The organism is uncultured Dokdonia sp., assembly GCF_937910895.1.
In the GTDB taxonomy this organism is placed as follows: Bacteria; Bacteroidota; Bacteroidia; order Flavobacteriales; family Flavobacteriaceae; genus Dokdonia.
Window position 1 is genome coordinate 1 of record NZ_CALEMI010000089.1, and the last position, 22060, is coordinate 22060.

At 36.4% G+C, this 22060-nt stretch carries 19 protein-coding genes; 14 read left to right on the forward strand and 5 right to left on the reverse strand.

What is annotated here, in order from left to right:
- The 5 genes from Q0505_RS10845 to Q0505_RS10865 all read left to right on the forward strand — a co-directional run.
- On the forward strand, positions 1–740 hold a 740-nt coding region (locus Q0505_RS10845), incomplete at its 5' end, for a hypothetical protein (protein WP_299212680.1).
- A 77-nt stretch (positions 741–817) separates the two neighbouring features.
- On the forward strand, positions 818–1753 hold the full coding sequence (locus Q0505_RS10850; RefSeq protein ID WP_299212682.1) for an ATP-binding cassette domain-containing protein: 936 nt from the start codon (positions 818–820) through the stop codon (positions 1751–1753).
- Positions 1750–3048 carry an ABC transporter permease gene (locus tag Q0505_RS10855; protein WP_299212683.1) on the forward strand — a complete coding sequence of 433 codons (1299 nt, stop codon included), beginning with the start codon at positions 1750–1752 and terminating at the stop codon, positions 3046–3048. Before Q0505_RS10850 ends, Q0505_RS10855 begins: the two co-directional genes overlap by 4 nt.
- On the forward strand, positions 3048–3968 hold the full coding sequence (locus tag Q0505_RS10860; RefSeq protein WP_299212684.1) for a mechanosensitive ion channel domain-containing protein: 921 nt from the start codon (positions 3048–3050) through the stop codon (positions 3966–3968). Before Q0505_RS10855 ends, Q0505_RS10860 begins: the two co-directional genes overlap by 1 nt.
- Before the next feature lie 36 nt (positions 3969–4004).
- Entirely contained in the window at positions 4005–5168 is a 1164-nt protein-coding gene (locus tag Q0505_RS10865) for a sigma-54 dependent transcriptional regulator (RefSeq protein ID WP_299212685.1), read from the forward strand.
- A 96-nt stretch (positions 5169–5264) separates the two neighbouring features.
- Here Q0505_RS10865 and Q0505_RS10870 read toward each other — a convergent pair whose 3' ends face one another.
- Positions 5265–6215: a T9SS type A sorting domain-containing protein gene (locus Q0505_RS10870; protein ID WP_299212686.1), complete on the reverse strand. Its 951-nt coding sequence runs from the start codon at positions 6213–6215 to the stop codon at positions 5265–5267.
- A 125-nt stretch (positions 6216–6340) separates the two neighbouring features.
- On the opposite strand from Q0505_RS10870, the gene Q0505_RS10875 reads away from it, so the two are divergent.
- Both Q0505_RS10875 and Q0505_RS10880 read left to right on the forward strand, forming a co-directional pair.
- On the forward strand, positions 6341–7213 hold the full coding sequence (locus tag Q0505_RS10875) for a PPK2 family polyphosphate kinase (protein WP_299212687.1): 873 nt from the start codon (positions 6341–6343) through the stop codon (positions 7211–7213).
- A 22-nt stretch (positions 7214–7235) separates the two neighbouring features.
- Positions 7236–8636 (forward strand): M28 family peptidase, encoded by a 1401-nt coding sequence (locus Q0505_RS10880; protein WP_299212688.1) that lies wholly within the window; start codon positions 7236–7238, stop codon positions 8634–8636.
- A 71-nt stretch (positions 8637–8707) separates the two neighbouring features.
- On the opposite strand, the gene Q0505_RS10885 is transcribed toward Q0505_RS10880, so the two are convergent.
- Together Q0505_RS10885 and Q0505_RS10890 are read right to left on the reverse strand one after the other, a co-directional pair.
- Entirely contained in the window at positions 8708–9316 is a 609-nt protein-coding gene (locus Q0505_RS10885) for a hypothetical protein (RefSeq protein WP_299212689.1), read from the reverse strand.
- Between the two features lie 116 nt (positions 9317–9432).
- Entirely contained in the window at positions 9433–9813 is a 381-nt protein-coding gene (locus Q0505_RS10890; protein ID WP_299212690.1) for a hypothetical protein, read from the reverse strand.
- A 201-nt stretch (positions 9814–10014) separates the two neighbouring features.
- Between Q0505_RS10890 and Q0505_RS10895 the strand changes: the two genes are divergently transcribed.
- The 4 genes from Q0505_RS10895 (at position 10015) to Q0505_RS10910 (ending at position 15183) form a co-directional block, all read left to right on the forward strand.
- Entirely contained in the window at positions 10015–11385 is a 1371-nt protein-coding gene (locus Q0505_RS10895) for an MATE family efflux transporter (RefSeq protein ID WP_299212691.1), read from the forward strand.
- Between the two features lie 46 nt (positions 11386–11431).
- On the forward strand, positions 11432–11662 hold the full coding sequence (locus Q0505_RS10900; RefSeq protein ID WP_299212692.1) for a hypothetical protein: 231 nt from the start codon (positions 11432–11434) through the stop codon (positions 11660–11662).
- Between the two features lie 5 nt (positions 11663–11667).
- Positions 11668–12228, forward strand: a complete 561-nt coding sequence (locus tag Q0505_RS10905; protein WP_299212694.1) for a phosphatase PAP2 family protein — start codon at positions 11668–11670, stop codon at positions 12226–12228.
- Positions 12229–12336: 108 nt separating this feature from the next.
- Positions 12337–15183, forward strand: coding sequence for a pitrilysin family protein (locus Q0505_RS10910; protein WP_299212696.1), 2847 nt, complete (start codon positions 12337–12339; stop codon positions 15181–15183).
- A gap of 728 nt (positions 15184–15911) precedes the next feature.
- Here the strand turns inward: Q0505_RS10910 and Q0505_RS10915 are convergent.
- On the reverse strand, positions 15912–16748 hold the full coding sequence (locus tag Q0505_RS10915) for a DMT family transporter (RefSeq protein ID WP_299212698.1): 837 nt from the start codon (positions 16746–16748) through the stop codon (positions 15912–15914).
- Between the two features lie 197 nt (positions 16749–16945).
- On the reverse strand, positions 16946–18088 hold the full coding sequence (locus Q0505_RS10920) for an acyl-CoA dehydrogenase (protein ID WP_299212700.1): 1143 nt from the start codon (positions 18086–18088) through the stop codon (positions 16946–16948).
- An 83-nt stretch (positions 18089–18171) separates the two neighbouring features.
- Here Q0505_RS10920 and Q0505_RS10925 point away from each other — a divergent pair, with 83 nt between their 5' ends.
- The 3 genes from Q0505_RS10925 to nhaD all read left to right on the forward strand — a co-directional run bounded on the left by Q0505_RS10925 (position 18172) and on the right by nhaD (position 22018).
- A complete protein-coding gene (locus Q0505_RS10925; protein ID WP_299212703.1) occupies positions 18172–19242 on the forward strand; it encodes an anhydro-N-acetylmuramic acid kinase in 1071 nt (356 codons plus the stop codon).
- 152 nt (positions 19243–19394) lie between these two features.
- Entirely contained in the window at positions 19395–20621 is a 1227-nt protein-coding gene (locus Q0505_RS10930; protein ID WP_299212705.1) for a Glu/Leu/Phe/Val dehydrogenase dimerization domain-containing protein, read from the forward strand.
- A 26-nt stretch (positions 20622–20647) separates the two neighbouring features.
- Positions 20648–22018, forward strand: a complete 1371-nt coding sequence (gene nhaD, locus Q0505_RS10935) for a sodium:proton antiporter NhaD (RefSeq protein WP_299212707.1) — start codon at positions 20648–20650, stop codon at positions 22016–22018.
- The last annotated feature ends 42 nt before the right edge of the window (positions 22019–22060 follow it).

Sequence of the window (22060 nt, forward strand, 5' to 3'; positions counted from 1 at the left end):
GTTTAAATGGGCTACATAATTTGACTAGTATTACAGGGTCTTTAGTTTTATATGGTAATGCTAATATCACTTCATTAGATGCTTTTAGTTCTGTAAACTCGACAGTAACGTCCCTTGAGATTTATGTGTTCAGAGAAATAGAAACCTTAGATGGTCTTGAAAATATTTCAATAGCTTCTGGTGGTAATTTAATCATTGAAGGAAATGACAGTTTAACTAGTTTAGATGCTATTCAGGATGGAATCCCTTCTATCATGGGTATTGTAAAATTTGAAGAATTAATTGCTCAATGCGGACCTTTTCTTGGTTGTGGCGACATACCGCCAGTTCCACAACCATTTACATCTTTAATATTTTTAAGTAATTTGACAGAAGTAGAATGGTTACGTATTAAAGGTTTTCAAGGGATAAGTCTTGCAGGAGTAGAAAATATTACTGATATAAATCGCCTTTCCCTTTGGTACAATCCAAATATTACAAATCTTCAAGAATTAAGTGCAGTTACAAGTGACCTTCTTGGTGTTTTTATTTCAGATAATATTCAATTAGAAACGTTAGATGGTTTAGAGAATATTACAACAATAACAAATGGCCTTAATGTAGTAGGCAATTTATCTCTTACAGATTTTTGTGCATTGGGAAATAGTATATCTGGTCTTTCAAATGATGATGTTTTAATATTGATCAATTCATTTAACCCAACATTGCAGGATTTAATAGACGGGAATTGTAGTAATTAAGTACATTCATAAAATCTCCTAAATAATCGCAACTCTCTGTGTGCTTATTCCTATCTTTAGCCTACTAAAGAGTAACTATGAATTCATTACTTGTGGCAGATACAGTTTCTAAGCAATTTGGAAACTTTACTGCACTTAACGGAGTGTCTATAGCTGTACCTCAAGGAAGTATTTTTGGACTTCTAGGCCCTAATGGTGCAGGAAAGACGACACTTATACGTATCATTAATCAAATCACGATGCCAGATACGGGAAGCGTTACCCTAGATGGCGCCCCATTAGAACAGCATCATATCCGAGATATAGGCTATATGCCTGAAGAACGTGGGTTGTACAAATCTATGAAAGTAGGTGAGCAGGTGTTATACTTGGCACAACTCAAAGGACTCTCAAAAGCAGAGGCACAAAAAAGAGCCAAACATTGGTTTGATAAACTAGACATTGGAGCTTGGTGGAATAAAAAAATCGAAGAATTATCCAAAGGTCAGGCACAGAAAATTCAGTTTGTAGTCACGGTAATGCACAATCCTAAACTGCTCATTTTTGATGAGCCTTTTAGTGGTTTTGATCCTATCAACGCAAATCTTATTAAAGACGAGATTCTTCAATTGCGAGATGAAGGGGCTACCGTTATTTTCTCCACACACCGTATGGAGTCTGTAGAAGAATTATGTGATCACATTGCACTGATTCATAAGTCTAATAAAATCCTGGATGGAGAGATTAATACGATTAAACGTCAGTACAGAAATAATACGTTTGATATAGGTGTGGAGGTGGATGAGTCCGCTTTCGCGAAAGCGGAAACAGATTTAAAATCCAAGTTTCAAGTAACACCTGCACAATTCAAATCTCTTGGAGATGAACTAAAATTGCGCATTGAACTTGGAGACAAAGGGAGTCCAAATGAGTTGCTGAAACAACTACAATCTTACGGGCAAGTGACCCACTTTACAGAAGTAATTCCTAGTGTAAATGATATATTTATCCAAACTGTAAATGAAAGTATATGAGTGTATTGTCATTAATTATTAAAAGAGAATACAAGGCGAGAGTACGTAATAAGTCATTTTTGATCATGACTTTTTTGAGTCCGCTTATTTTAGTGGGTATGGTTTTCTTAATTACGTATCTCACACAATTAAACAGCGATACAAAACGCACCATTGTAATTGTAGATGACTCAGGTTTGTTTGAAGCAGAATTTACAAATACAGATCAAACAACCTATATTGATTTATCAGTCCAAGGACTTGAAAACGCAAAGGAAATTGCTGAGAAAGAAGACTATTATGGATTAATTCATATTCCGTCAGATAGAGAAGGTCTCACATCTAGCATTACCTTTTATGGAAAAGAAACCCCTTCTTTTGGTCTGGTAGAAAGTATTGAGAAGCGAATAGAAAAAAAACTAACTGATCAAACATTGATTGATAAAGGCGTAGACCTTGTCGTTATTGAGAATTCAAAAAAGAATATTGATTTGGCAATAGAAAATTATTCTGGAGAGAAATCTTCAAAAATGAGTAATTGGATCAAAGCCGCATTTGGAGGTGCAGCTGGATATTTGCTTATGATGTTTATTATTATCTATGGCAATATGGTCATGCGTAGTGTGATAGAAGAAAAAACGAATAGAATTATAGAAGTGATTATCTCATCGGTTAAGCCATTCCAGTTAATGCTAGGTAAAATTTTAGGTACCACGATGGCAGGGATTACTCAGTTTACGATATGGGTAATTTTAGGAGGTGTATTGATGGTTGTGCTGCAAGTCGTGTTTGATATAGATCCCTCTACAACTTCTGGAGCTGTAAATTCTGAAGCACAAGCGATTGCTAGCGATCCAGATAAGTTGACAGAAATCTTTACAGAAATCAGTAAATTACCGTTGCTACAATTGGTTTTCGGTTTTCTTATTTACTTTATAGGAGGGTATTTTTTATATAGCTCTATTTATGCAGCGATTGGAGCTGCGGTAGATAATGAAACAGACACACAACAATTTATGTTGCCTATCATTATGCCTTTAATGCTTGCTATTTATGTAGGCTTTTTTGCTGTGATAGATAACCCTCACGGAACCGTGGCAACCGTATTTTCTATCATTCCTCTTACATCACCTATAGTGATGCTTATGCGCATTCCGTTTGAGGTGCCAGCATGGCAACTTGCATTATCTGTAACGTTATTAATTGCTTCTTTTATCTTTACCGTATGGTTTGGTTCAAAAATATACAGAGTTGGGATCTTAATGTATGGTAAAAAACCTACCTATAGGGAGCTTTTTAAATGGTTAAAATATTGATGTATACACAAGAAGAAACAGCAGAGAAGGTCGAAGAGGCTGTAGACAAGGTAAAAGATGTCATTACTGATGATATCTGGGGGAGTATTGTGGATTTTTTAAATCTAGGATTACATTTTGGTCCTGATAATAAAAAAATTCATATCACTATAGGTACGTTCTTGTTTGTTGTTTTTGCATTTATTATTATGGGAAGGCTACTTAAGCTTTCGCGAAAGCTAGTATCAAAAAGACTGCCAGAAGACGATCGTAATAAGTTCAATAGCATATTTACTTTTGCAAAATACATTATTTATATTCTAGTTGTTATTGCTGTACTCAGCGCATCTGGAATAGATGTTACGGTGTTCTTAACAGCATCTGCTGCGCTGTTTGTAGGATTAGGATTTGCGTTGCAAACCTTATTTCAAGATGTATTGTCTGGGATCTTTATCATCTTAGACAAGACTTTGCATATAGGCGATATTATTGAATTTGATGATGGGAAAGTAGGTCGAATATTTGATATTAAGTTAAGGACAACACGTGCATTAACCAGAGATGATAAGGTAATTGTAATCCCTAATCATAAGTTCCTAACAGAAACAGTATATAACTGGACTCAAAATCATAAAACAACAAGAGAGAGCGTTAGTGTAGGGGTTGCTTATGGAAGTGATACAAAACTAGTGACGGCGCTATTGTTGAAAAGTTTGGAAGGACAGGCAAATATTCTCAAAAATCCAAAACCTTTTGTACTGTTTGAAGATTTCGGGGATTCTGCATTAATATTTGGATTGTATTTCTTTACCAGTAATAGTTTTGTAGATCTTCGTATAAAAAGTGAATTGAGATATAAGATAGATCAACTCTTTAGAGATAATAATGTATCGATACCTTTCCCACAAAGAGATGTACACATGTACGCCAAAAAGGAATAGTATTTGATTAGATAGCTATAAAACAAAAAGACATATATGCCTAAAATATTGATTATAGAAGATGAAGCCGCCATACGCAGAGTACTTACAAAAATTCTTTCTGAAGAAAATAAGGATTATGAGGTAGAAGAAGCCGAAGATGGGCTAGAAGGCATAAATAAAATTAAAGAGACAGATTATGATTTGGTGCTTTGTGATATAAAAATGCCAAAGATGGATGGTGTTGAAGTTTTGGAAGCAGCAAAAAAACTAAAGCCAGAAACACCTATGGTAATGATTTCTGGACATGGCGATCTTGATACTGCAGTAAATACCATGCGCCTAGGAGCTTTTGATTATATCTCAAAACCACCAGATTTAAACAGATTGCTCAATACCGTCCGTAATGCACTAGATAGAAAAAATCTCGTAGTAGAAAATACGTTACTTAAAAAGAAAGTGAGTAAAAAGTATGAGATGATAGGTAATAGTGATGCGATCTCTCAAATAAAAGAAATGATTGAAAAGGTAGCTGGAACTGATGCACGTGTTTTAGTAACAGGACCTAATGGGACAGGAAAAGAACTTGTTGCCCATTGGCTACATGAAAAAAGCGAGCGATCCAATGGTCCATTAATAGAAGTGAATTGTGCAGCAATCCCATCAGAGTTAATAGAGAGTGAACTCTTTGGACACGTAAAAGGAGCTTTTACCTCAGCAAATAAAGATAGAGCTGGAAAGTTTGAAGCAGCAAATGGAGGTACCATATTTCTTGATGAAATAGGAGATATGAGCCTTTCTGCTCAAGCAAAAGTACTAAGAGCACTTCAAGAAAGTCGGGTACAACGTGTTGGGAGTGATAGAGATATTAAAGTGGATGTGCGTGTTGTTGCTGCTACAAATAAGGATCTCAAAAAAGAAATTGAAGAAGGAAGGTTCAGAGAAGATTTATATCATAGGCTTGCGGTTATCCTTATACAAGTACCGTCTTTAAACGATCGTAGAGAGGATATTCCATTGTTGATTAACCATTTTGCAAAAAAGATATCACAAGAACAAGGAAATGCCGATAAGAAGTTTTCTGAGAAAGCTATAAAATTATTACAAGATTATGATTGGACAGGAAATATTAGAGAATTACGTAATGTCGTAGAACGCCTTATCATTTTAAGTGGTCAGGAAGTTTCTGAAGATGATGTAAAGTTGTTTGCAAGTAAATAAAGGTCTTACACAAACTAGCTATAAATAAAAACGCCGTGATCATTTTGATCACGGCGTTTTTGTTATTTACTATATAAAAACGAAAATGTCTTTCTATTAGTTTTTAATAAACTTAATAGTAGTAGTACCTTCTTGAGTGGTTACTTGAGCAAAGTAAATACCATTTGCTAATTTACTAGTTGCAATCGTATTGTTTCCAAATCCTTCCATAGAAGCATTGAGTACTTTCTGTCCATTTACATTAATAACAGCAACATTTGTAGCACCAAAGTTTCTAGCAAAGTTGATATTCAAATCTGTAGTTGTAGGATTAGGAAAAACAGAAATATTATCTGCAAGTACATTATCATTTACAGATAATGGATCACAATCACCGTTAAGATTATATGCTACTCCTGGAGGTAAGGTAGCTGGATTACCACCTCCGTCTGTAAATGTATTAGACCATGCAGCTGCAGGGTCATTACCAGTTTTGAATGCAGCAAGAGTAGTATCACTTGTCTCATCAGTAGTTTCTAGGAAATTACTTGCTGATGTACTATTTGGAAGAAATACACTAAACCAAAACTCTGTTTCTGCACCTGGTGCTTCAAGAGTAACCGATGAGTTGAGAGTAAAATCCAATTGATAAGCGTTCAAAGAAGCATTCACATCTCCTAAGTCTGTTACCGTTGGAGATACGATAATGTCTTCACTTATGATTGTGCTAGGAAATTCTCCTGCACTCTCATATAATCGAATGACTAAATTAGCAAATGTAGCCGCATCAGATGTGTTATCTGCAATTACAAAAACAGTACCATCTGTAATTTCAAAGAATTCATCTGCGGGTACGGTGAAGTTATCTCCTACTTCATTTGCATTAAGATTTCCAAATCCCATGTCTATAGATGTGCTTACTATTTCTGTAGTACAAGCAACTTGAGCAGCTGCAGTAGTAGCTGAGACATTGTTAGTAATTTCAAATCCTGCAGAAGAAATACTTTCTTGGGCAAAACTAATTCCTGAGATACATAGTCCCAGGGCTAATAGAGTAATTTTTTTCATATTGTTTTTATTATAATTATACCTAGCTAATATATCAAATAAATTGATATTTTTTTATGATACAATACGCTTTAACAATACTATATTGCATAAAAAACAGTTTTTTATTAAAAATTTAAGATTTCATGGAAAAATTAGATCAATATAAAGTCAGTAAGAATATTCGTCTAAAAGATTTTGAAGGAACTAAAATTTCTGAACTTTCAGAAGATGAGTTAGAGAAAAAACTTCGTAAAGTCCGTAAAAAACTAGGCAAACTTCAAGATACTTTATATGCTCATGATACCTATAGTGTTTTAGTATGTTTACAAGGGATGGACACATCAGGAAAAGATAGTTTGATTCGTGAAGTTTTTAAAGATTTTAATGTCAGAGGTGTAGAGGTTTATAGTTTTAAAGTGCCTACAGATTTAGAATTGAGTCATGATTATTTGTGGAGACACTATATTGCATTGCCACAGCGTGGTAAATTTGGAGTGTTTAATAGAACCCATTATGAAAATGTATTAGTCACAAGAGTACATCCCGAATATATATTAGCAGAAAATTTACCAAACATACATTCAGTAGACGATATCAATGATGCTTTTTGGGACCGACGCTTTGAGCAGATCAATAACTTTGAAAAACATTTATCAGAAAATGGGACTCTTATTTATAAGTTTTTTATGCACCTTTCCAAAGAAGAGCAAAAGAATAGATTGTTACGTCGCTTAGACAAAAAAGAAAAGAACTGGAAGTTTTCTGCAGGAGATTTGAAAGAACGTAAACTATGGGACGACTATCAGCGTTGTTATGAAGATGCTATTAACCGTACCTCAAAACCTCATGCGCCTTGGTATGTGATTCCGGCAGATAATAAACCTGCTGCTAGACTAGCGGTTGCAACTATTTTGCTAGAAGCATTAAGCGCCTATGATGACATTAAGGAACCAGAACTTGACGATAAAACAAAGGGAAATATTGAGTTGTATAGAACTCAATTAAACAACGAATAAATACACGGTGATGATAAAAAAAATGATAATTCTAATTTTGATTTGCGGGGTGTCCGCTTTCGCGAAAGCGCAAAATGACTCCATTCAAATTAGAAAGATATATGATGAAGCCCTGAAAAATGGAAATAGCTATCAATGGCTTGATTACTTATCTACTCAAATAGGATCTCGCCTTAGTGGTAGTCTTGGAGCAGAGCAAGCTGTTACCTGGACAAAAGAACAGTTAGACAGCGTAGGACTGGATAAAGTTTGGTTGCAGCCTGTTATGGTGCCTAAGTGGGTCAGGGGTGTCCCTGAATATGCGTTTATAGATACAGGATCAGGAAATACAACACAAGTGCCTATCTGTGCATTAGGAGGATCTATCGCAACACCTAATGGAAGTGTAAAAGCATCCGTGATAGAGGTGCAAAGTATAGAAGAAATAGAACAATTGGGAGCTGCCAATATAGGAGGTAAAATTGTATTCTTTAATCGCCCAATGCAAGCAGATGTTATTGATACCTTTAAGGCGTATGGAGGTTGTGTAGATCAGCGGTATAGTGGAGCAGAAGCTGCCGCAGCTTATGGAGCCGTAGGTGTTATTGTAAGATCAGTTACCCATAGTCTTGATGATTATCCACATACAGGATCTATGTCTTATGGAGATTTAAAACCCGCACAACGTATCCCAGCGGCAGCCATTAGTACCAATGGAGCAGATTTGTTAAGTACACTCCTTAAATTAAACCCAGCGACAAAGTTTTTCTTTTCTATGGGATGTAAAAATTTACCCGATGTACAATCATATAATGTGATTGGTGAGATTACAGGAAGTACATTTCCAGATAAATATATGGTAGTAGGCGGACATTTAGATTCTTGGGATTTAGGAGACGGATCTCATGATGATGGCGCTGGCATTGTACAAAGTATGGAAGTATTGCGTATTATGAAAGCTATTGATTATCAACCAAAACACAGTGTACGTGTCGTACTCTTTATGAATGAAGAAAATGGATTACGAGGAGGACGCAAATATGCTGAAGTAGCAGAAAGCAAAAACGAAAAACACGTATTTGCACTAGAGAGCGATGCAGGCGGCTTTACGCCTAGAGGTTTTTCTTTTGATATTGATGATAGAAACTTCAATGAAGTTTTAAGTTGGAAACCGCTTTTTGAACCTTACTTTATTCATTATTTCGTAAGAGGTGGGAGTGGTGCAGATATTGGTCCACTTAAAGGAAGTGGAACCGTACTTGCTGGTTTACGACCAGATTCACAGCGTTATTTTGATTATCATCACGCAGCAAATGACACTTTTGATGCGGTAAATAAAAGAGAATTAGAATTAGGTGCTGCTACGATGACGAGCTTACTCTATATGATGGATAATTATATACAAAAGCCAGGAAAACTGATGACGTTGCCTGTTAGAGAATAAGTTGATAACGATATAATACATAAAAAAGGGAAGCTACGAGCTTCCCTTTTTTATGTATTATAAAAGTATTTTTATTGTCTCCATTTGACCCAGATAATTACTGTCACATCTGTAGTTGTAGTTGCGGCATCTCTCGCTCTTGCAGTAATATGCTCATTAGCACTAAAATCAAGATTTGTGGTAGTGTCAATATATCTTAGACCAGATAGACTAAATGTTTCATTTACAGAATTTGTCCCAGCGGCGGTTCTAACCCTAACATTGAAATCTGTATCATCTCCAGAAGCCCCCATAGCAGTAATGGCTACAATGGTTCCGTTAAAAGGCATTAATGCACCAGAATCATTAGCCACCATATTACCTCCATAATGAAGAGCATTTGTATCTACATCTCCGTTACGTCCAAATTGAATAGCGGTACTTTCTACACTCAGCCATGCCGTTCGAGTAAGATCATACATATACAATTTGTCACCTATAACAGCAAGCTGTCCATTAGCGAGATTGGTGGTTGGTGTTGCTTGCGGTACTAGTTCTAATGCTGCTGTTGTTTCTGCACTAGCGTCTATAGTCAGTTTTCCATTTGGAGTTATTGTGCCTACACCCACTTGTGCATTAGCAAAAACGGATACGAGTAAACATAAAATAAGTAGTTTAAAATGAGCCCCTTTCATCTTCATTTTTTTTATATGAACATTAAAAGTAAAGACTTTTGCGGCAAGAATCATTTTTTTTAAAAACTATTCGATCAAGAACCGTAAAACTACGATGAAATCACATAATTCAACTGCGGTTATTACGTAATTAATAGCTTTTTTTCTTGATATACTTTAATACCCGTAGCAATCATTCTTGTAAGGTGGGTTTTTAAATCATCATCTATTTTTTTGAAGTGAAAGCAACTTTTGCCTTTTAAGCATTTGCGCAACATGGGATCAATATGCTCAAAACGTTCAGCATCTGTGTAGATAGGAAAAAAGTACAGTCGGACGTCTTTAGGTTTAGGCATTACACTTGCAAAATAAAAACCATCTACTTTTTGTTTTCCTTGCATTGCAGGAATTGTTCCAGCCACTTCTAGAACGTCTTCTTCGTCTTTTCTAATTTGTAAAGGGCCTACGTGTTCTTTAATTATTTCTCGGAGTATCTGGTCTATTTCTTTAGGATCGGTAATCATAGGATTTAGATGTAGTGGAGGTATGATATGTATCTTATTAGTAGGGTAAGCATACTAACAAGATACATAATAATTTAAAAAATGATGATAAGTTCGTAAGAAGTGAGTCTGTAAGTTGTGATGCAAGTCTTATTTTTGTTGCGAAAATGTATCCAGCTTTTTGAGTTGAGAATTATAGACTCCAAAGAGCAAAAAGTAACCATGGGATTAGACCGATATACTAAAGAATTTAAGAGCAATCTTATCATAGCATTTCCTATTATGTTAGGTCAGTTGGGTCATATTCTTGTGGCGCTGGTAGATAATTTAATGGTAGGGCGTTTGGGTGCTGCGCAACTTGCCGCCATAAGTTTGGGAAATAGCTTAGTATTTATTGCACTGTCTCTAGGGATTGGTTTTTCTTTTGCAATCACGCCATTAATTGCAGAAACAGACGGAGCAAACAACATAGAAAAAGGGCGTTTACATTTTCATCATGGAATCATCATGTGTACCATAAATGGGATTTTATTATTCTTAGCTTTACTATTGGCAAAACCTATTTTATATTATTTAGACCAACCTGATGAAGTCGTAGCACTGGCGATTCCGTATATGGAAGTGGTAGCGTTTTCCTTGATTCCGTTAATGATCTTTCAAGCCTTTAAGCAATTTGCAGATGGGCTTTCTCAAACGCGATATGCCATGTATGCTATCTTGGTAGCCAATGTGGTTAATATTATTTTTAACTATTTCTTGATTTACGGGATATGGATTTTTCCAAGGCTTGGAGTGGTAGGAGCTGGTTGGGGTACGTTGATCTCTCGATTTTTTATGTTGGGATTACTCGTTTTTATGCTTTCGCGAAAGCGTACATTTAAGCCTTATTTTCAGATCTCAAATGTATCACATATTAGATGGTCAGAGTTTAGAGAGCTATTTCGTCTTGGTTTTCCAACCGCATTACAAATGCTTTTTGAAGTAGGAATTTTTACAGCAGCTATTTTCTTATCAGGAATTTTAGGAACCAATGCACAGGCAGCTAATCAAATAGCGCTGAATCTAGCCTCAATGACCTTTATGATTGCGGTAGGTCTTGGTGTCACTGCAACCATACGCGTAGGAAATCAAAAAGGGAAAAGGGATTATCCTAATTTAAGACGTATCGCTATTTCTATTTTTTTATTGGTGTTTCTAATCGAAGCTGTGTTTGCAGTAGCATTTATACTGCTAAAAGAGATGCTTCCTCCTTTATATATAGACAACCCTGAAGTGATTTTAATTGCTTCTCAATTGTTGATTATTGCAGCATTATTTCAATTGAGTGATGGAATACAAGTCTCCATTTTAGGTGCATTACGAGGGTTACAAGATGTAAATATTCCTACAGGGATTTGTTTTATAGCCTATTGGATCATAGGGCTTCCTATAAGTTGGTATTTGGGAAAACCTGATCAAATGGGAGCCCAAGGTATTTGGGTAGGACTATTAGCGGGATTAACAGCATCTGCTGTGATGCTCTATTTTAGATTTAATTACCTTAGCAAAAAATTAATTAGAAGTACCCAAAACCACATCCTTACTTCTAATTAGGACGCAAAACAATAATACCTATTGACTAACCAATACGATATTTAAAATGACAATTCCAAAATTTCTTATAGGAGATCACTCTGAGCATGGAGATGCTATTTTTGTGATACATACAGAGTTTCCAAGATTCATTATTGATCTTACCAAAGACGAAATTGAGTGGTTTGAAGAGTTTGATAAACAAGATGAAGCAGAGCTTGCTTCCGAAACAGAAAATGCGATCAAAGAGGCTACTGAATTTTACGATTCGGAAATCGCCAAATATGAGCAGGAGTAAATAACATGGAGACACTTATAGAATATGATCAAGAACTTTTTCTTTTTTTAAATAGTCTCGGAACAGAGACATGGGATGGTTTTTGGTTGGTAGTAACCAATAAGCTATCTTCTATTCCTTTATATGCATTATTGCTATTCTTTATCTATCAAAAATTTGGTATTAAAGGAATGTTTATGACGATGGTGATCGTAGCAGTTATGATTACCTGTACCGATCAGATTTCAGATTTTTTTAAAAACTTTATCCAAAGACCTCGTCCCTGTAAAGTATTTTCGTGGGAGGAAACCATGCGTTTTATTGCTCCTCGTTGTGGGCGTTATGGCTACTTTTCAGGGCATGCTACCAGTAGTATGGCAACAGCTGTTTTTGCTGGACTTGCTTTACAATCTAAATACAGAAATCTTGTTTTTATATTGTTATTTTGGGCGGCTGCTATTGGATATAGCCGTATTTATGTAGGTGTTCATTATCCATTAGATGTCCTTACAGGTATGATGGTAGGAGCGTTGTTAGGTTATGGCTTTTATAGATTACAAACCTATCTTACTTTAAAATACACCTAATCTTCTACTTAAAAAAAGGACACTTTTTCAAGCTTTATGTTAACGTAAATTAACATACCCCCTTTTTCATTTTGGTTATCTTCGATGCTTAATTCCAAGTATACCTTTATGAACACTTTTCGTTTACTAACGCTAGTATGTAGTTTTTTATTAGTTCTTTCTTGTGATCAAGAAAAAACAGTAGCTATTGTAGAAGATTCAAAAGAATTTAAAGTCCCTTTTGAAAAATTTACTTTAGACAACGGATTAACCGTAGTCCTTCACAAAGACACCTCAGATCCTGTAGTTGCTGTTGCATTAACCACCCATGTAGGTTCTGCTAGAGAGATAGAAGGACGTACAGGTTTTGCCCATCTATTTGAGCATTTATTGTTTCTAGAATCTGAAAATTTAGGCAAAGGCGGACTCGATAAAATGAGTGCACGCATTGGAGGATCCGGCGCCAACGGATCTACAAGTCGTGATCGAACCAATTATTTTCAAACCGTACCTAAAGATGCACTAGAAAAAATGATTTGGGCAGAAGCAGATAAATTAGGGTATTTTATAAATACAGTAACCGATCCTGTACTTGCTAAAGAAAAACAAGTCGTAAAAAACGAAAAAAGACAAAGCGTAGATAATCGTCCTTACGGTCATGTACAGTCTGTAGTAGATAAGAACTTATATCCAGAAAATCATCCCTATAACTGGCAGGTCATAGGATCTTTGGAGGATTTGCAAAATGCAACATTACAAGATGTAAAAGATTTTTATAATCGTTGGTATACGCCTAACAATACGGTCTTGACAATCGCAGGAGATTTTGATACAGAACAGACAAAGGCTTGGGTGCACAAATATTTTGATGAGATCAAAAGAGGAGAAAAAGTACCTGCTCTAGAAAAACCAGCAGTCACCGTATCTGAAACAAAAAAACTGTACTACGAAGATAATTTTGCCCGCATACCTCAACTTACAATGTCATGGCCTACCGTGCCCTTATACCACAAAGACTCGTATGCACTTAGCGTGTTAGCAAGATATCTTTCAGATGGAAAGCAAGCTCCTTTTAATGAAGTGTTAGTAGATGATAAGCAGCTCACGTCTAGTGTGACCATGTATAATTACGCATCAGAGTTAGCAGGACAATTCCGAGTTCAAGTTCGGGCTTTTAGTGGAAAAGATCTGGATGAGGTAGCACTCAGTATTGATGACGCTTTCGCGAAATTTGAATCAGAAGGAATCCCACAGTCTGCCATAGATCGTATAAAAGCAGGGCAAGAAACCAATTTTTACAGCGGACTTTCAAGTGTATTAGGAAAAGGATTTCAGTTAGCTCAATACGAAATATTTGCTGGTGATCCAGGGTTTATTGAAACAGACATCCAAAATATTCTAGCAGTTACTACAGAAGATGTCATGCGTGTGTACAATGCTTACATTAAAGATAAAAACTTTATTGCAACTAGTTTTGTGCCTAGCGGGCAGATAGATTTAGCGTTGGCAAATTCAGAATTAGCCAAAGTTGTTGAAGAAAAAATAGTAGATGGCGCCGAAGATTCTTTTGATGCTAGTGTCGTAGCTACCTATGAAAAAACACCTTCTTCCTTTGATCGCTCTGTCGAACCTCCTTATGGAAATGCACCAGACTTGAAAATTCCAGCGGTATGGCAAACAGACCTTTCTTCAGGAATCAAGGTGTCGGGAATCGAAAATGCAGAAGTCCCTCTGGTAGAATTCCAATTAAGCTTTGATGGAGGTTTATTATTAGAAAACCCAGAAAAAGTGGGTGTTTCTAATCTGATGGCGCAATTAATGACCAAAGGAACTACTACCAAGACAACCGCAGAACTCGAGGAAGCTATAGAAAGCCTAGGGGCTTCTATTAATGTATATGCAGGAGATGAAAATGTAGTCGTAACAGGAAATACCCTTGCTAAGAATTATGAAGCGACCATGGCTTTAGTAGAAGAAATCATTTTACAACCTCGTTGGGATGAAAAAGAATTTGATATTATCAAACAAAGTGTGATGAATCAAATCGTACAAGAACAAGCAAACCCTAATAGTATTGCTGCCAATGAGTATGCCAAACTTATTTATGGAGACAAGCATATTTTATCTAATAATCGATTAGGAACTCTTGCCTCTGTAGCATCAATCACACTAGAAGATGTAAAAGCATTCTATAATAATCTGTCTCCTACGGTGGCAAACATGTATGTAGTAGGTGATATTAAAGAAAATAGAGTTGTTGCTTCCTTAGCAGGAATCAATGAGAATATGAAAGCAACAGAAGTAGTTATTCCTACCTATGAAATGCCTACACGACCAGAACAGTCCAAAGTATATTTTTACGATGTGCCTGGAGCTAAACAATCCGTATTACGTTTTGGATATCCTGCACTTGCAGCAACAGATTCAGATTACTACCCAGCACAAGTCATGAATTATCGCTTAGGAGGCGGAGGATTTGCTTCTCAGCTCACACAAGAGTTGCGAGAAGGAAAAGGATATACCTACGGAATCAGATCTGGCTTTATAGGTAGCGCCATCCCTGGTGCTTTTACAATTTCAAGTGGTGTACGCTCTAATGTGACCTACGAGAGTGCCGCTTTAGTAAAACAAATTCTTGAAGAGTATGGAAAGAATTTTAGCGAGGAAGATCTAGAAGTATCTAAAAGCTTTTTAATCAAAAGTAATGCACGTGCTTTTGAAACGGGTAGAGCGAAACTAGGAATGCTCTCTAATATCTCTGAACTTAATCTTCCAGTTGATTATGCAAAACAACGCGAAGCCACTGTGAGAGAAATGACCGTAGAAGATATCAAAGCGCTTTCTGCTACATACCTAGATCCTAATAAAATGATCTATCTAGTGGTAGGCGATGCCAAAACACAGTTGAAGAAACTAGAGCAATTAGGGTATGGAACGCCTGTGTTGTTGAATCCTAAAGAAGAGATTAAGAAGTAAACGGTATCCTATTTATTACTATTGATTCTATAATATAAAAAGAGGCTGTTGTACTGTATAATAGCCTCTTTTTATATAAAGCTTTTTAATGAAGGATACAGCATTTTCCATCAATAACAATACCTCCAATCTTTGCGCATAATTGGAGTGGTGTGTTAGAAAAAGAACACTCTAGAGGGACTGGTCTTGGGCTTAATCCTCCTTATACTTTTTTTCTGTGCAGTTTTTGATAATTCCTGAGTTCCTTCAATTTTCAAAATTAGAGACACTCACAGCTTGTGTCTTATTAGTAAAATGTTGCTTTTAATTCTTGAATCCACCACGAGCAAAGAAAATGAATAAACATATTGATTGTAAATTGATTACATTAAATTTAACGTAATTACACTAAAAGACTTACTAATTTTTTACGTCGAACCCACGTTAAATTAAGTGTAAAAAAATGGTAAAAGTGATCAATTGATAAACGTTAGCGATTAACATTTAAACGCAGTTATTTTATGTTTGAACATACACATACGTTCTGTATCATTTATTGAGCAAAGAAAAATTGTATGTTGATCAAGCTTGAATAAAAGATAATAAACCGTAGATCCCAGTGTTTACTGAAACAAGTTCAGTAAACACTGGGATTAGTTTAACTAACTACTTTGTATGGGTCTTTTGGACTTTACAAAACAGTGTTTCACTTATAAAATGAGGTCTTTCTTGAAGAAAACTGAGAAAAATCATCCCTTCCGTTTGATCCATACATTTAAGAGCATCCCTACAACCACGAGTGTCATCCCAACAATAGGCCAGAGGGTGTAGCTCTCATCAAATAAGAAAAAGCCAAAAAGTAATGCATATACAAGCTCCATATATTTTATAGGCGCTACTGTGCTGGTGTCTGCGAGCTGAAAGGCACGTGTTAAAAATACCTGTCCTATAAGCCCTAGAATCCCTATAATACAAACCCACCACCATTCTTCGCCTATAGGTATACGCCAATATTGAATAAAGAATAAACTCCCTACAATAGAAAAAACCATAAAATAATTAATGATGGTTAAGTAATGCTCACGAGATCCTAGATAGCGCACAATAGCAAACACACCTCCTACAAGTAATGAAGAAAACATAATCAGTATAAAACTTGTGGAGTCTATCCTAAAGTCAACGCCCTTCATAATAAAAGCACCCGCTATGGATATGATAAGACTTAACCATTGCCCTAATTTTACAGCTTCTTTTAAAAAAAAATACGCAAAAATGACACTAAAAATAGGGGCTGTATATCGTAAAGCAACTGCAGATCCTAACGGGATGTCTTGTACTACTTTAAAAAATAAGGCAAGTGACACAAAACTGAGAACGCCTCTAAGGCTTAACCAGAATACATTCTTTTTCTTTCCTACAACAGGCACCTTTTTGTAAAGCATGTACGGAAAAATAAAAATAAAAGTTCCAAAAGCTCTAAAGAAAACCACTTGAAGCGGATGAAAGTCTTGTAGGTATTTTGCCAGAAGATTCATCCACGCAAAGGCGAATGCGGCAATAAGCATATAGAAAATTCCTCTACCCACAAAGATGGTTTTATGTGCTCGCGAAAGTACGATAAATGTGCTAGGTGATATCGCCTAAAATCTCAGTTTTTATATTTTAGCTTAAAAAAAGGATCAAATCAACATCATAAAAAAAGCGAGCCTATCTAGACTCGCTTTTGGTATTTTATGTTGTGTACGCTTTCGCGAAAGCGTATAAAGAATATGTAAATAATAGATTACTCTTTAATCAAACTTCTAGAAATCACAATCTTCTGAATCTCTGAAGTCCCTTCATAAATCTGAGTAATTTTTGCATCACGCATTAAGCGCTCTACATGATATTCTTTTACAAAACCATTTCCTCCATGTATTTGTACCGCTTCTACCGTATGCTCCATTGCTACTTTTGAAGCATATAATTTTGCCATAGCACTAGAGCGATCATAGTTATTTCCTTGATCTTTATCCCAAGCGGCTTTCATCACAAGGTAACGCGCAGCTTCTATTTCTGTGTACATATCGGCAAGCTTGAAGGCAATCGCTTGGTGATTACAAATCTCTGTTCCAAAAGCTTTACGTTCTTTAGAGTATTTAAGTGCGATTTCATAAGCTCCAGAAGCAATACCTAGTGCTTGCGCAGCAATCCCAATACGTCCGCCAGAAAGTGTTTTCATCGCAAACTTAAATCCAAAACCGTCTTCTCCTATACGATTTTCTTTAGGCACTTTTACATCATTAAACTGTAACGTATGTGTATCACTCCCTCTAATGCCTAACTTATCTTCTTTAGGACCTATTTCAAAACCAGGCATTCCTTTTTCTACAATAAATGCGTTAATACCATGGTGTCCTTTAGATCTATCTGTTTGTGCAATTACAAGGTATACATCAGAGCGACCCCCATTGGTGATCCAGTTTTTTGTGCCATTTAATATATAATGATCTCCTTTGTCTATGGCTGTTGTCGCTTGTGACGTCGCATCAGATCCAGCTTCTGGTTCACTTAAACAGAAAGCACCTACAAACTCACCTGTAGCCAGTTTTGTAAGATATTTTTCTTTTTGGGCCTCATTACCATACGCTTCTAGTCCGTAACAGACCAAAGAGTTATTTACAGATACAATTACAGAAGCAGAGGCATCTATCTTAGATAACTCTTCCATAATTAATACGTACGAAATAGCATCCATACCACTTCCTCCGTATTTTGGATCGACCATGATTCCTAGAAAACCGAGATCTCCCATTTTTTTGACAAGTTCTGCAGGAAAATGTTGTTTTTCGTCACGTTCTATAACGCCAGGAAGTAATTCTGTTCTAGCAAAATCACGTGCTGCGTCACGTATCATTAAATGTTCTTCAGTTAAACTAAAATCCATGTGAGGGTACTTTTTTAAGAATTATGTAAAAATTGTATGCAAAGATACTAGATTCTTGCATTTTTCTCAATAATTTTAACGCTATGAAGAGAGAATATTACAACGTTATCGGAGTGATGAGCGGAACAAGCTTAGATGGTATTGACTTTGCGTATGTAAAGATCACCACAAAGCCACAGTATACAGCAGAGGTGATCGTGGCAGAAACACAAGCCTATCCAGACGTTTGGGTCGAAAAGCTTCAAAAAGCAGTTGATCATAGTAAAGATAAACTCCAAGAATTGAATGAAGATTACACACAATATCTAGGAGAAGCTATTAATCGATTTATTGAAAAAAATACCATTTCTCGTGATCAGATAGATGCTTTATGCTCTCATGGACATACTATTTTGCATCAACCTGATCAAGGATATACTCTGCAAATTGGTAATTTGCCAGAAATTGCGACGATTACAAAATGTACTGTAGTCTGTGATTTTAGAGTGCAAGATGTGGCAATGGGTGGGCAAGGAGCTCCTTTAGTACCTATAGGGGATCAATTGTTATTTCAAACGTATGATTACTGTCTCAATTTAGGTGGTTTTGCCAATGTATCTATGCAAAAAGGAACTATTCGGATTGCGTATGATATTTGTGCCGTCAACACCGTGCTGAATGTATATGCACAAAAATTAGGCGCAGCGTATGATGATGAGGGCGCTTTCGCGAAAGCGGGAACAACACACATCCCATTATTAGAGAAACTCAATACCTTGCCATTTTTTGAAAAATTACCTCCCAAATCCTTAGGGATAGAGTGGGTACACGAGTATATTTTTCCGATGATTAAAAGCTTTGATCTAGAACCAACCACTGTTTTAGCAACGTTTACAGAACATATTGCGCAACAACTTGCACATCAGTTTGAAGGGGGCGGCACTGTTTTAATTACTGGTGGTGGTGCCTATAATACTTTTTTGATAGAACGATTGAAGACGTTAAAAAATATAGATATTGTACTTCCCGATCCTGTACTTATAGAATATAAAGAAGCCATTGTCTTCGGGCTATTAGGTGTTTTAAAACTAGAAGGGAAAGATAATTGTCTAGCAAGCGTTACGGGAGCAAGTAAAGATCACAGTTCAGGCGTGATACTACCTTATACTATTTGATTTTTCAGATCAAAAAAGTAAGATTTTGTAGGATTATAACTGTATGAGATACAAACGATTCCTTATTTTTCTATTTATATTCTAAATTCTTTAGGGTATAAGTACGATGCTTTTTTATATTTGTAGTACACTATAATCTGTGTACACATAATATGAGACACCTACTTTCAAAGTACGAAGATAAATCTCCAGAAATCGTTTTTCATTGGAATGACCCAGAAACAGAAGCAGAAGGCTGGGTAGTTATTAATTCATTACGAGGTGGCGCTGCAGGTGGTGGTACACGTATGCGTAAAGGGCTTAATATGAATGAGGTACTTTCGTTGGCAAAGACCATGGAAGTAAAATTCACTGTATCAGGGCCTGCAATTGGAGGCGCAAAATCTGGAATCAACTTTGACCCTAAAGACCTTCGTAAAAAAGGAGTTTTAGAGCGCTGGTATAAAGTGGTATCTCCTTTACTTAAAAGTTATTACGGTACAGGAGGAGATCTGAATGTGGATGAAATCCATGAAGTAATTCCTATCACAGAAGAAAGCGGTGTTTGGCATCCTCAAGAAGGAGTATTTACAGGGCATTTCCAACCTACAGAAGCCGATAAGATTAATCGCATAGGACAACTTCGTCAAGGCGTAATTAAGGTCATAGAAAATCCAAAATTTTCTCCTGATGTTACACGTAAGTACACAGTAGCCGATATGATTACAGGCTATGGTGTGGCAGAAGCAGTACACCATTATTATGATATTTACGGAGGTAATATAAAAGGAAAACGTGCTGTTGTGCAAGGTTTTGGAAACGTAGGAGCTGCAGCAGCATATTACTTAGCTCAAATGGGCGCTAAGATTGTTGGTATTATAGATATTGTAGGAGGACATATCAAAGAGGATGGTTTCTCTTTTGAAGAGATTCAAGCGATGTATTTGGCTAAAGAAGGAAATACACTAGGGGGAGACAACTTAATTCCGTTTAAGGAAATGAATGAGCGTATCTGGAATCTTGAGACAGAAATTTTTGCTCCGTGTGCAGCTTCCCGATTAATCACACAAGATCAAATAGATCGAATGATCGACACAGGACTAGAAGTCATTTCTTGTGGAGCAAACGTTCCTTTTGCAGATACAGAAATATTTTTTGGACCTATTATGGAGCATACAGATGCAAAAGTGAGCTTAATTCCAGATTTTATTTCCAACTGCGGGATGGCTCGTGTATTTGCTTACTTTATGGAGCGTAAAGTACAAATGACAGATGATGCTATTTTTAACGATACCTCTATGACCATTAGAAATGCGATTCAAAAGACCTACGACCAAAATCCAGATACAAAAAATATTAGCAATACTGCTTTTGAAATTGCATTAAAACAACTACTTTAAAAGCTTCTTAAAAACCAACTTTTTTTATGGAATCAGTTATTATACTAATTTTTGTTATTGGCTACCTTTCAATAACCCTTGAGCATCCTTTAAAACTTGATAAAACCGTACCAGCACTTATTATGGCGTCCTTAATGTGGGCCTTCTTGGCCGTTGGATTTAGTCAAGGTTGGTTTAATGTAGTGGATTCTCACGAAGAAGTTTTTAGTTTTTTAACAGGAGGTGATGATGCCATGCATGGATTTGAAAACAGCTTACTTCACCATCTAGGAAAAACAGCCGAGATTCTGGTATTCCTAATTGGAGCGATGACCATTGTGGAAATTATAGATTTACATCGCGGTTTTGAAGTCCTTAAAACAGCGGTGCGTACCCGTAGTAAAAGAAAGCTGTTGTGGATTATTGGTATTTTAGCCTTTATCTTATCGGCTATTATAGATAATCTTACAGCGACGATTGTTCTAATTACGCTATTGCGAAAATTGATAAGTAACAAAAATGAAAGACTTTGGTTTGCAGGGCTTGTAGTCATAGCAGCAAATGCTGGAGGTGCTTGGTCTCCTATTGGAGATGTGACCACCACCATGTTATGGATTGCAAATAAAGTATCTGTAGGCGGACTTGTAAGCACATTAGTGATTCCTTCTATTCTTTGTTTTGCGGTTCCTTTTGCAATCGCAATGTATTTGCCTGCTTTTAGAGGGGACATAGAAATCGAAGAACTAGAAGACGATGAAGAAGCTGGTCGTTTACTGAGTAGTAAAACCATGTTGTTTTTAGGCTTAGGAATGATTGTTTCTGTACCAGTATTCAAAACCCTAACACATTTGCCCCCTTATATGGGGATGATGTTAGCATTGGGGGTTGTATGGCTAGTCTCAGAATACATTCATCCTGAAGAAGATTTCTCTAAAGAACGTCGTCACTTATATTCTGCACATAAAGCATTATCACGTATTGAGATAAGTAGTATCCTGTTTTTCTTAGGAATCTTAATGGCCGTAGGAGCTCTGGAAACACTCGTATATGGAACGATAGGAGGAGAACAAGTAGGAACCTTACGCTACCTAGCAGAAGTCTTACAAGCAGCCATTCCTAATCAAGATGTTGTTGTGGCATTATTAGGAGTGTTCTCAGCAATTATAGATAACGTACCCTTAGTAGCCGCTTCTATCGGAATGTATGGAGGTACAGCCCTCGATGCAGATTTATGGCATGCTATTGCCTTTGCGGCAGGAACAGGAGGAAGTATGTTAATTATAGGTTCGGCAGCAGGAGTCGCTGCGATGGGAATGGAAAAAATAGATTTTATCTGGTATCTTAAAAAAATCTCTTGGCTTGCTGCTGTAGGATTTTTAATAGGCTACTTATACCTTGTCATCATGTTCTCCTTATAGCACATACTTATTCCCCATATAATGCGTTATGAACTTAACTAA

What these genes read in the sequence shown, in the direction of transcription:
- Q0505_RS10850 (WP_299212682.1), top strand. Translation starts at nt 818, where the DNA reads ATGAATTCATTACTTGTGGCAGATACAGTTTCTAAGCAATTTGGAAAC.
- Q0505_RS10855 (WP_299212683.1), top strand. Translation starts at nt 1,750, where the DNA reads ATGAGTGTATTGTCATTAATTATTAAAAGAGAATACAAGGCGAGAGTA.
- Q0505_RS10860 (WP_299212684.1), top strand. Translation starts at nt 3,048, where the DNA reads ATGTATACACAAGAAGAAACAGCAGAGAAGGTCGAAGAGGCTGTAGAC.
- Q0505_RS10865 (WP_299212685.1), top strand. Translation starts at nt 4,005, where the DNA reads ATGCCTAAAATATTGATTATAGAAGATGAAGCCGCCATACGCAGAGTA.
- Q0505_RS10870 (WP_299212686.1), bottom strand. Translation starts at nt 6,215, where the DNA reads ATGAAAAAAATTACTCTATTAGCCCTGGGACTATGTATCTCAGGAATT.
- Q0505_RS10875 (WP_299212687.1), top strand. Translation starts at nt 6,341, where the DNA reads ATGGAAAAATTAGATCAATATAAAGTCAGTAAGAATATTCGTCTAAAA.
- Q0505_RS10880 (WP_299212688.1), top strand. Translation starts at nt 7,236, where the DNA reads ATGATAATTCTAATTTTGATTTGCGGGGTGTCCGCTTTCGCGAAAGCG.
- Q0505_RS10885 (WP_299212689.1), bottom strand. Translation starts at nt 9,316, where the DNA reads ATGAAGATGAAAGGGGCTCATTTTAAACTACTTATTTTATGTTTACTC.
- Q0505_RS10890 (WP_299212690.1), bottom strand. Translation starts at nt 9,813, where the DNA reads ATGATTACCGATCCTAAAGAAATAGACCAGATACTCCGAGAAATAATT.
- Q0505_RS10895 (WP_299212691.1), top strand. Translation starts at nt 10,015, where the DNA reads ATGGGATTAGACCGATATACTAAAGAATTTAAGAGCAATCTTATCATA.
- Q0505_RS10900 (WP_299212692.1), top strand. Translation starts at nt 11,432, where the DNA reads ATGACAATTCCAAAATTTCTTATAGGAGATCACTCTGAGCATGGAGAT.
- Q0505_RS10905 (WP_299212694.1), top strand. Translation starts at nt 11,668, where the DNA reads ATGGAGACACTTATAGAATATGATCAAGAACTTTTTCTTTTTTTAAAT.
- Q0505_RS10910 (WP_299212696.1), top strand. Translation starts at nt 12,337, where the DNA reads ATGAACACTTTTCGTTTACTAACGCTAGTATGTAGTTTTTTATTAGTT.
- Q0505_RS10920 (WP_299212700.1), bottom strand. Translation starts at nt 18,088, where the DNA reads ATGGATTTTAGTTTAACTGAAGAACATTTAATGATACGTGACGCAGCA.
- Q0505_RS10925 (WP_299212703.1), top strand. Translation starts at nt 18,172, where the DNA reads ATGAAGAGAGAATATTACAACGTTATCGGAGTGATGAGCGGAACAAGC.
- Q0505_RS10930 (WP_299212705.1), top strand. Translation starts at nt 19,395, where the DNA reads ATGAGACACCTACTTTCAAAGTACGAAGATAAATCTCCAGAAATCGTT.
- nhaD (WP_299212707.1), top strand. Translation starts at nt 20,648, where the DNA reads ATGGAATCAGTTATTATACTAATTTTTGTTATTGGCTACCTTTCAATA.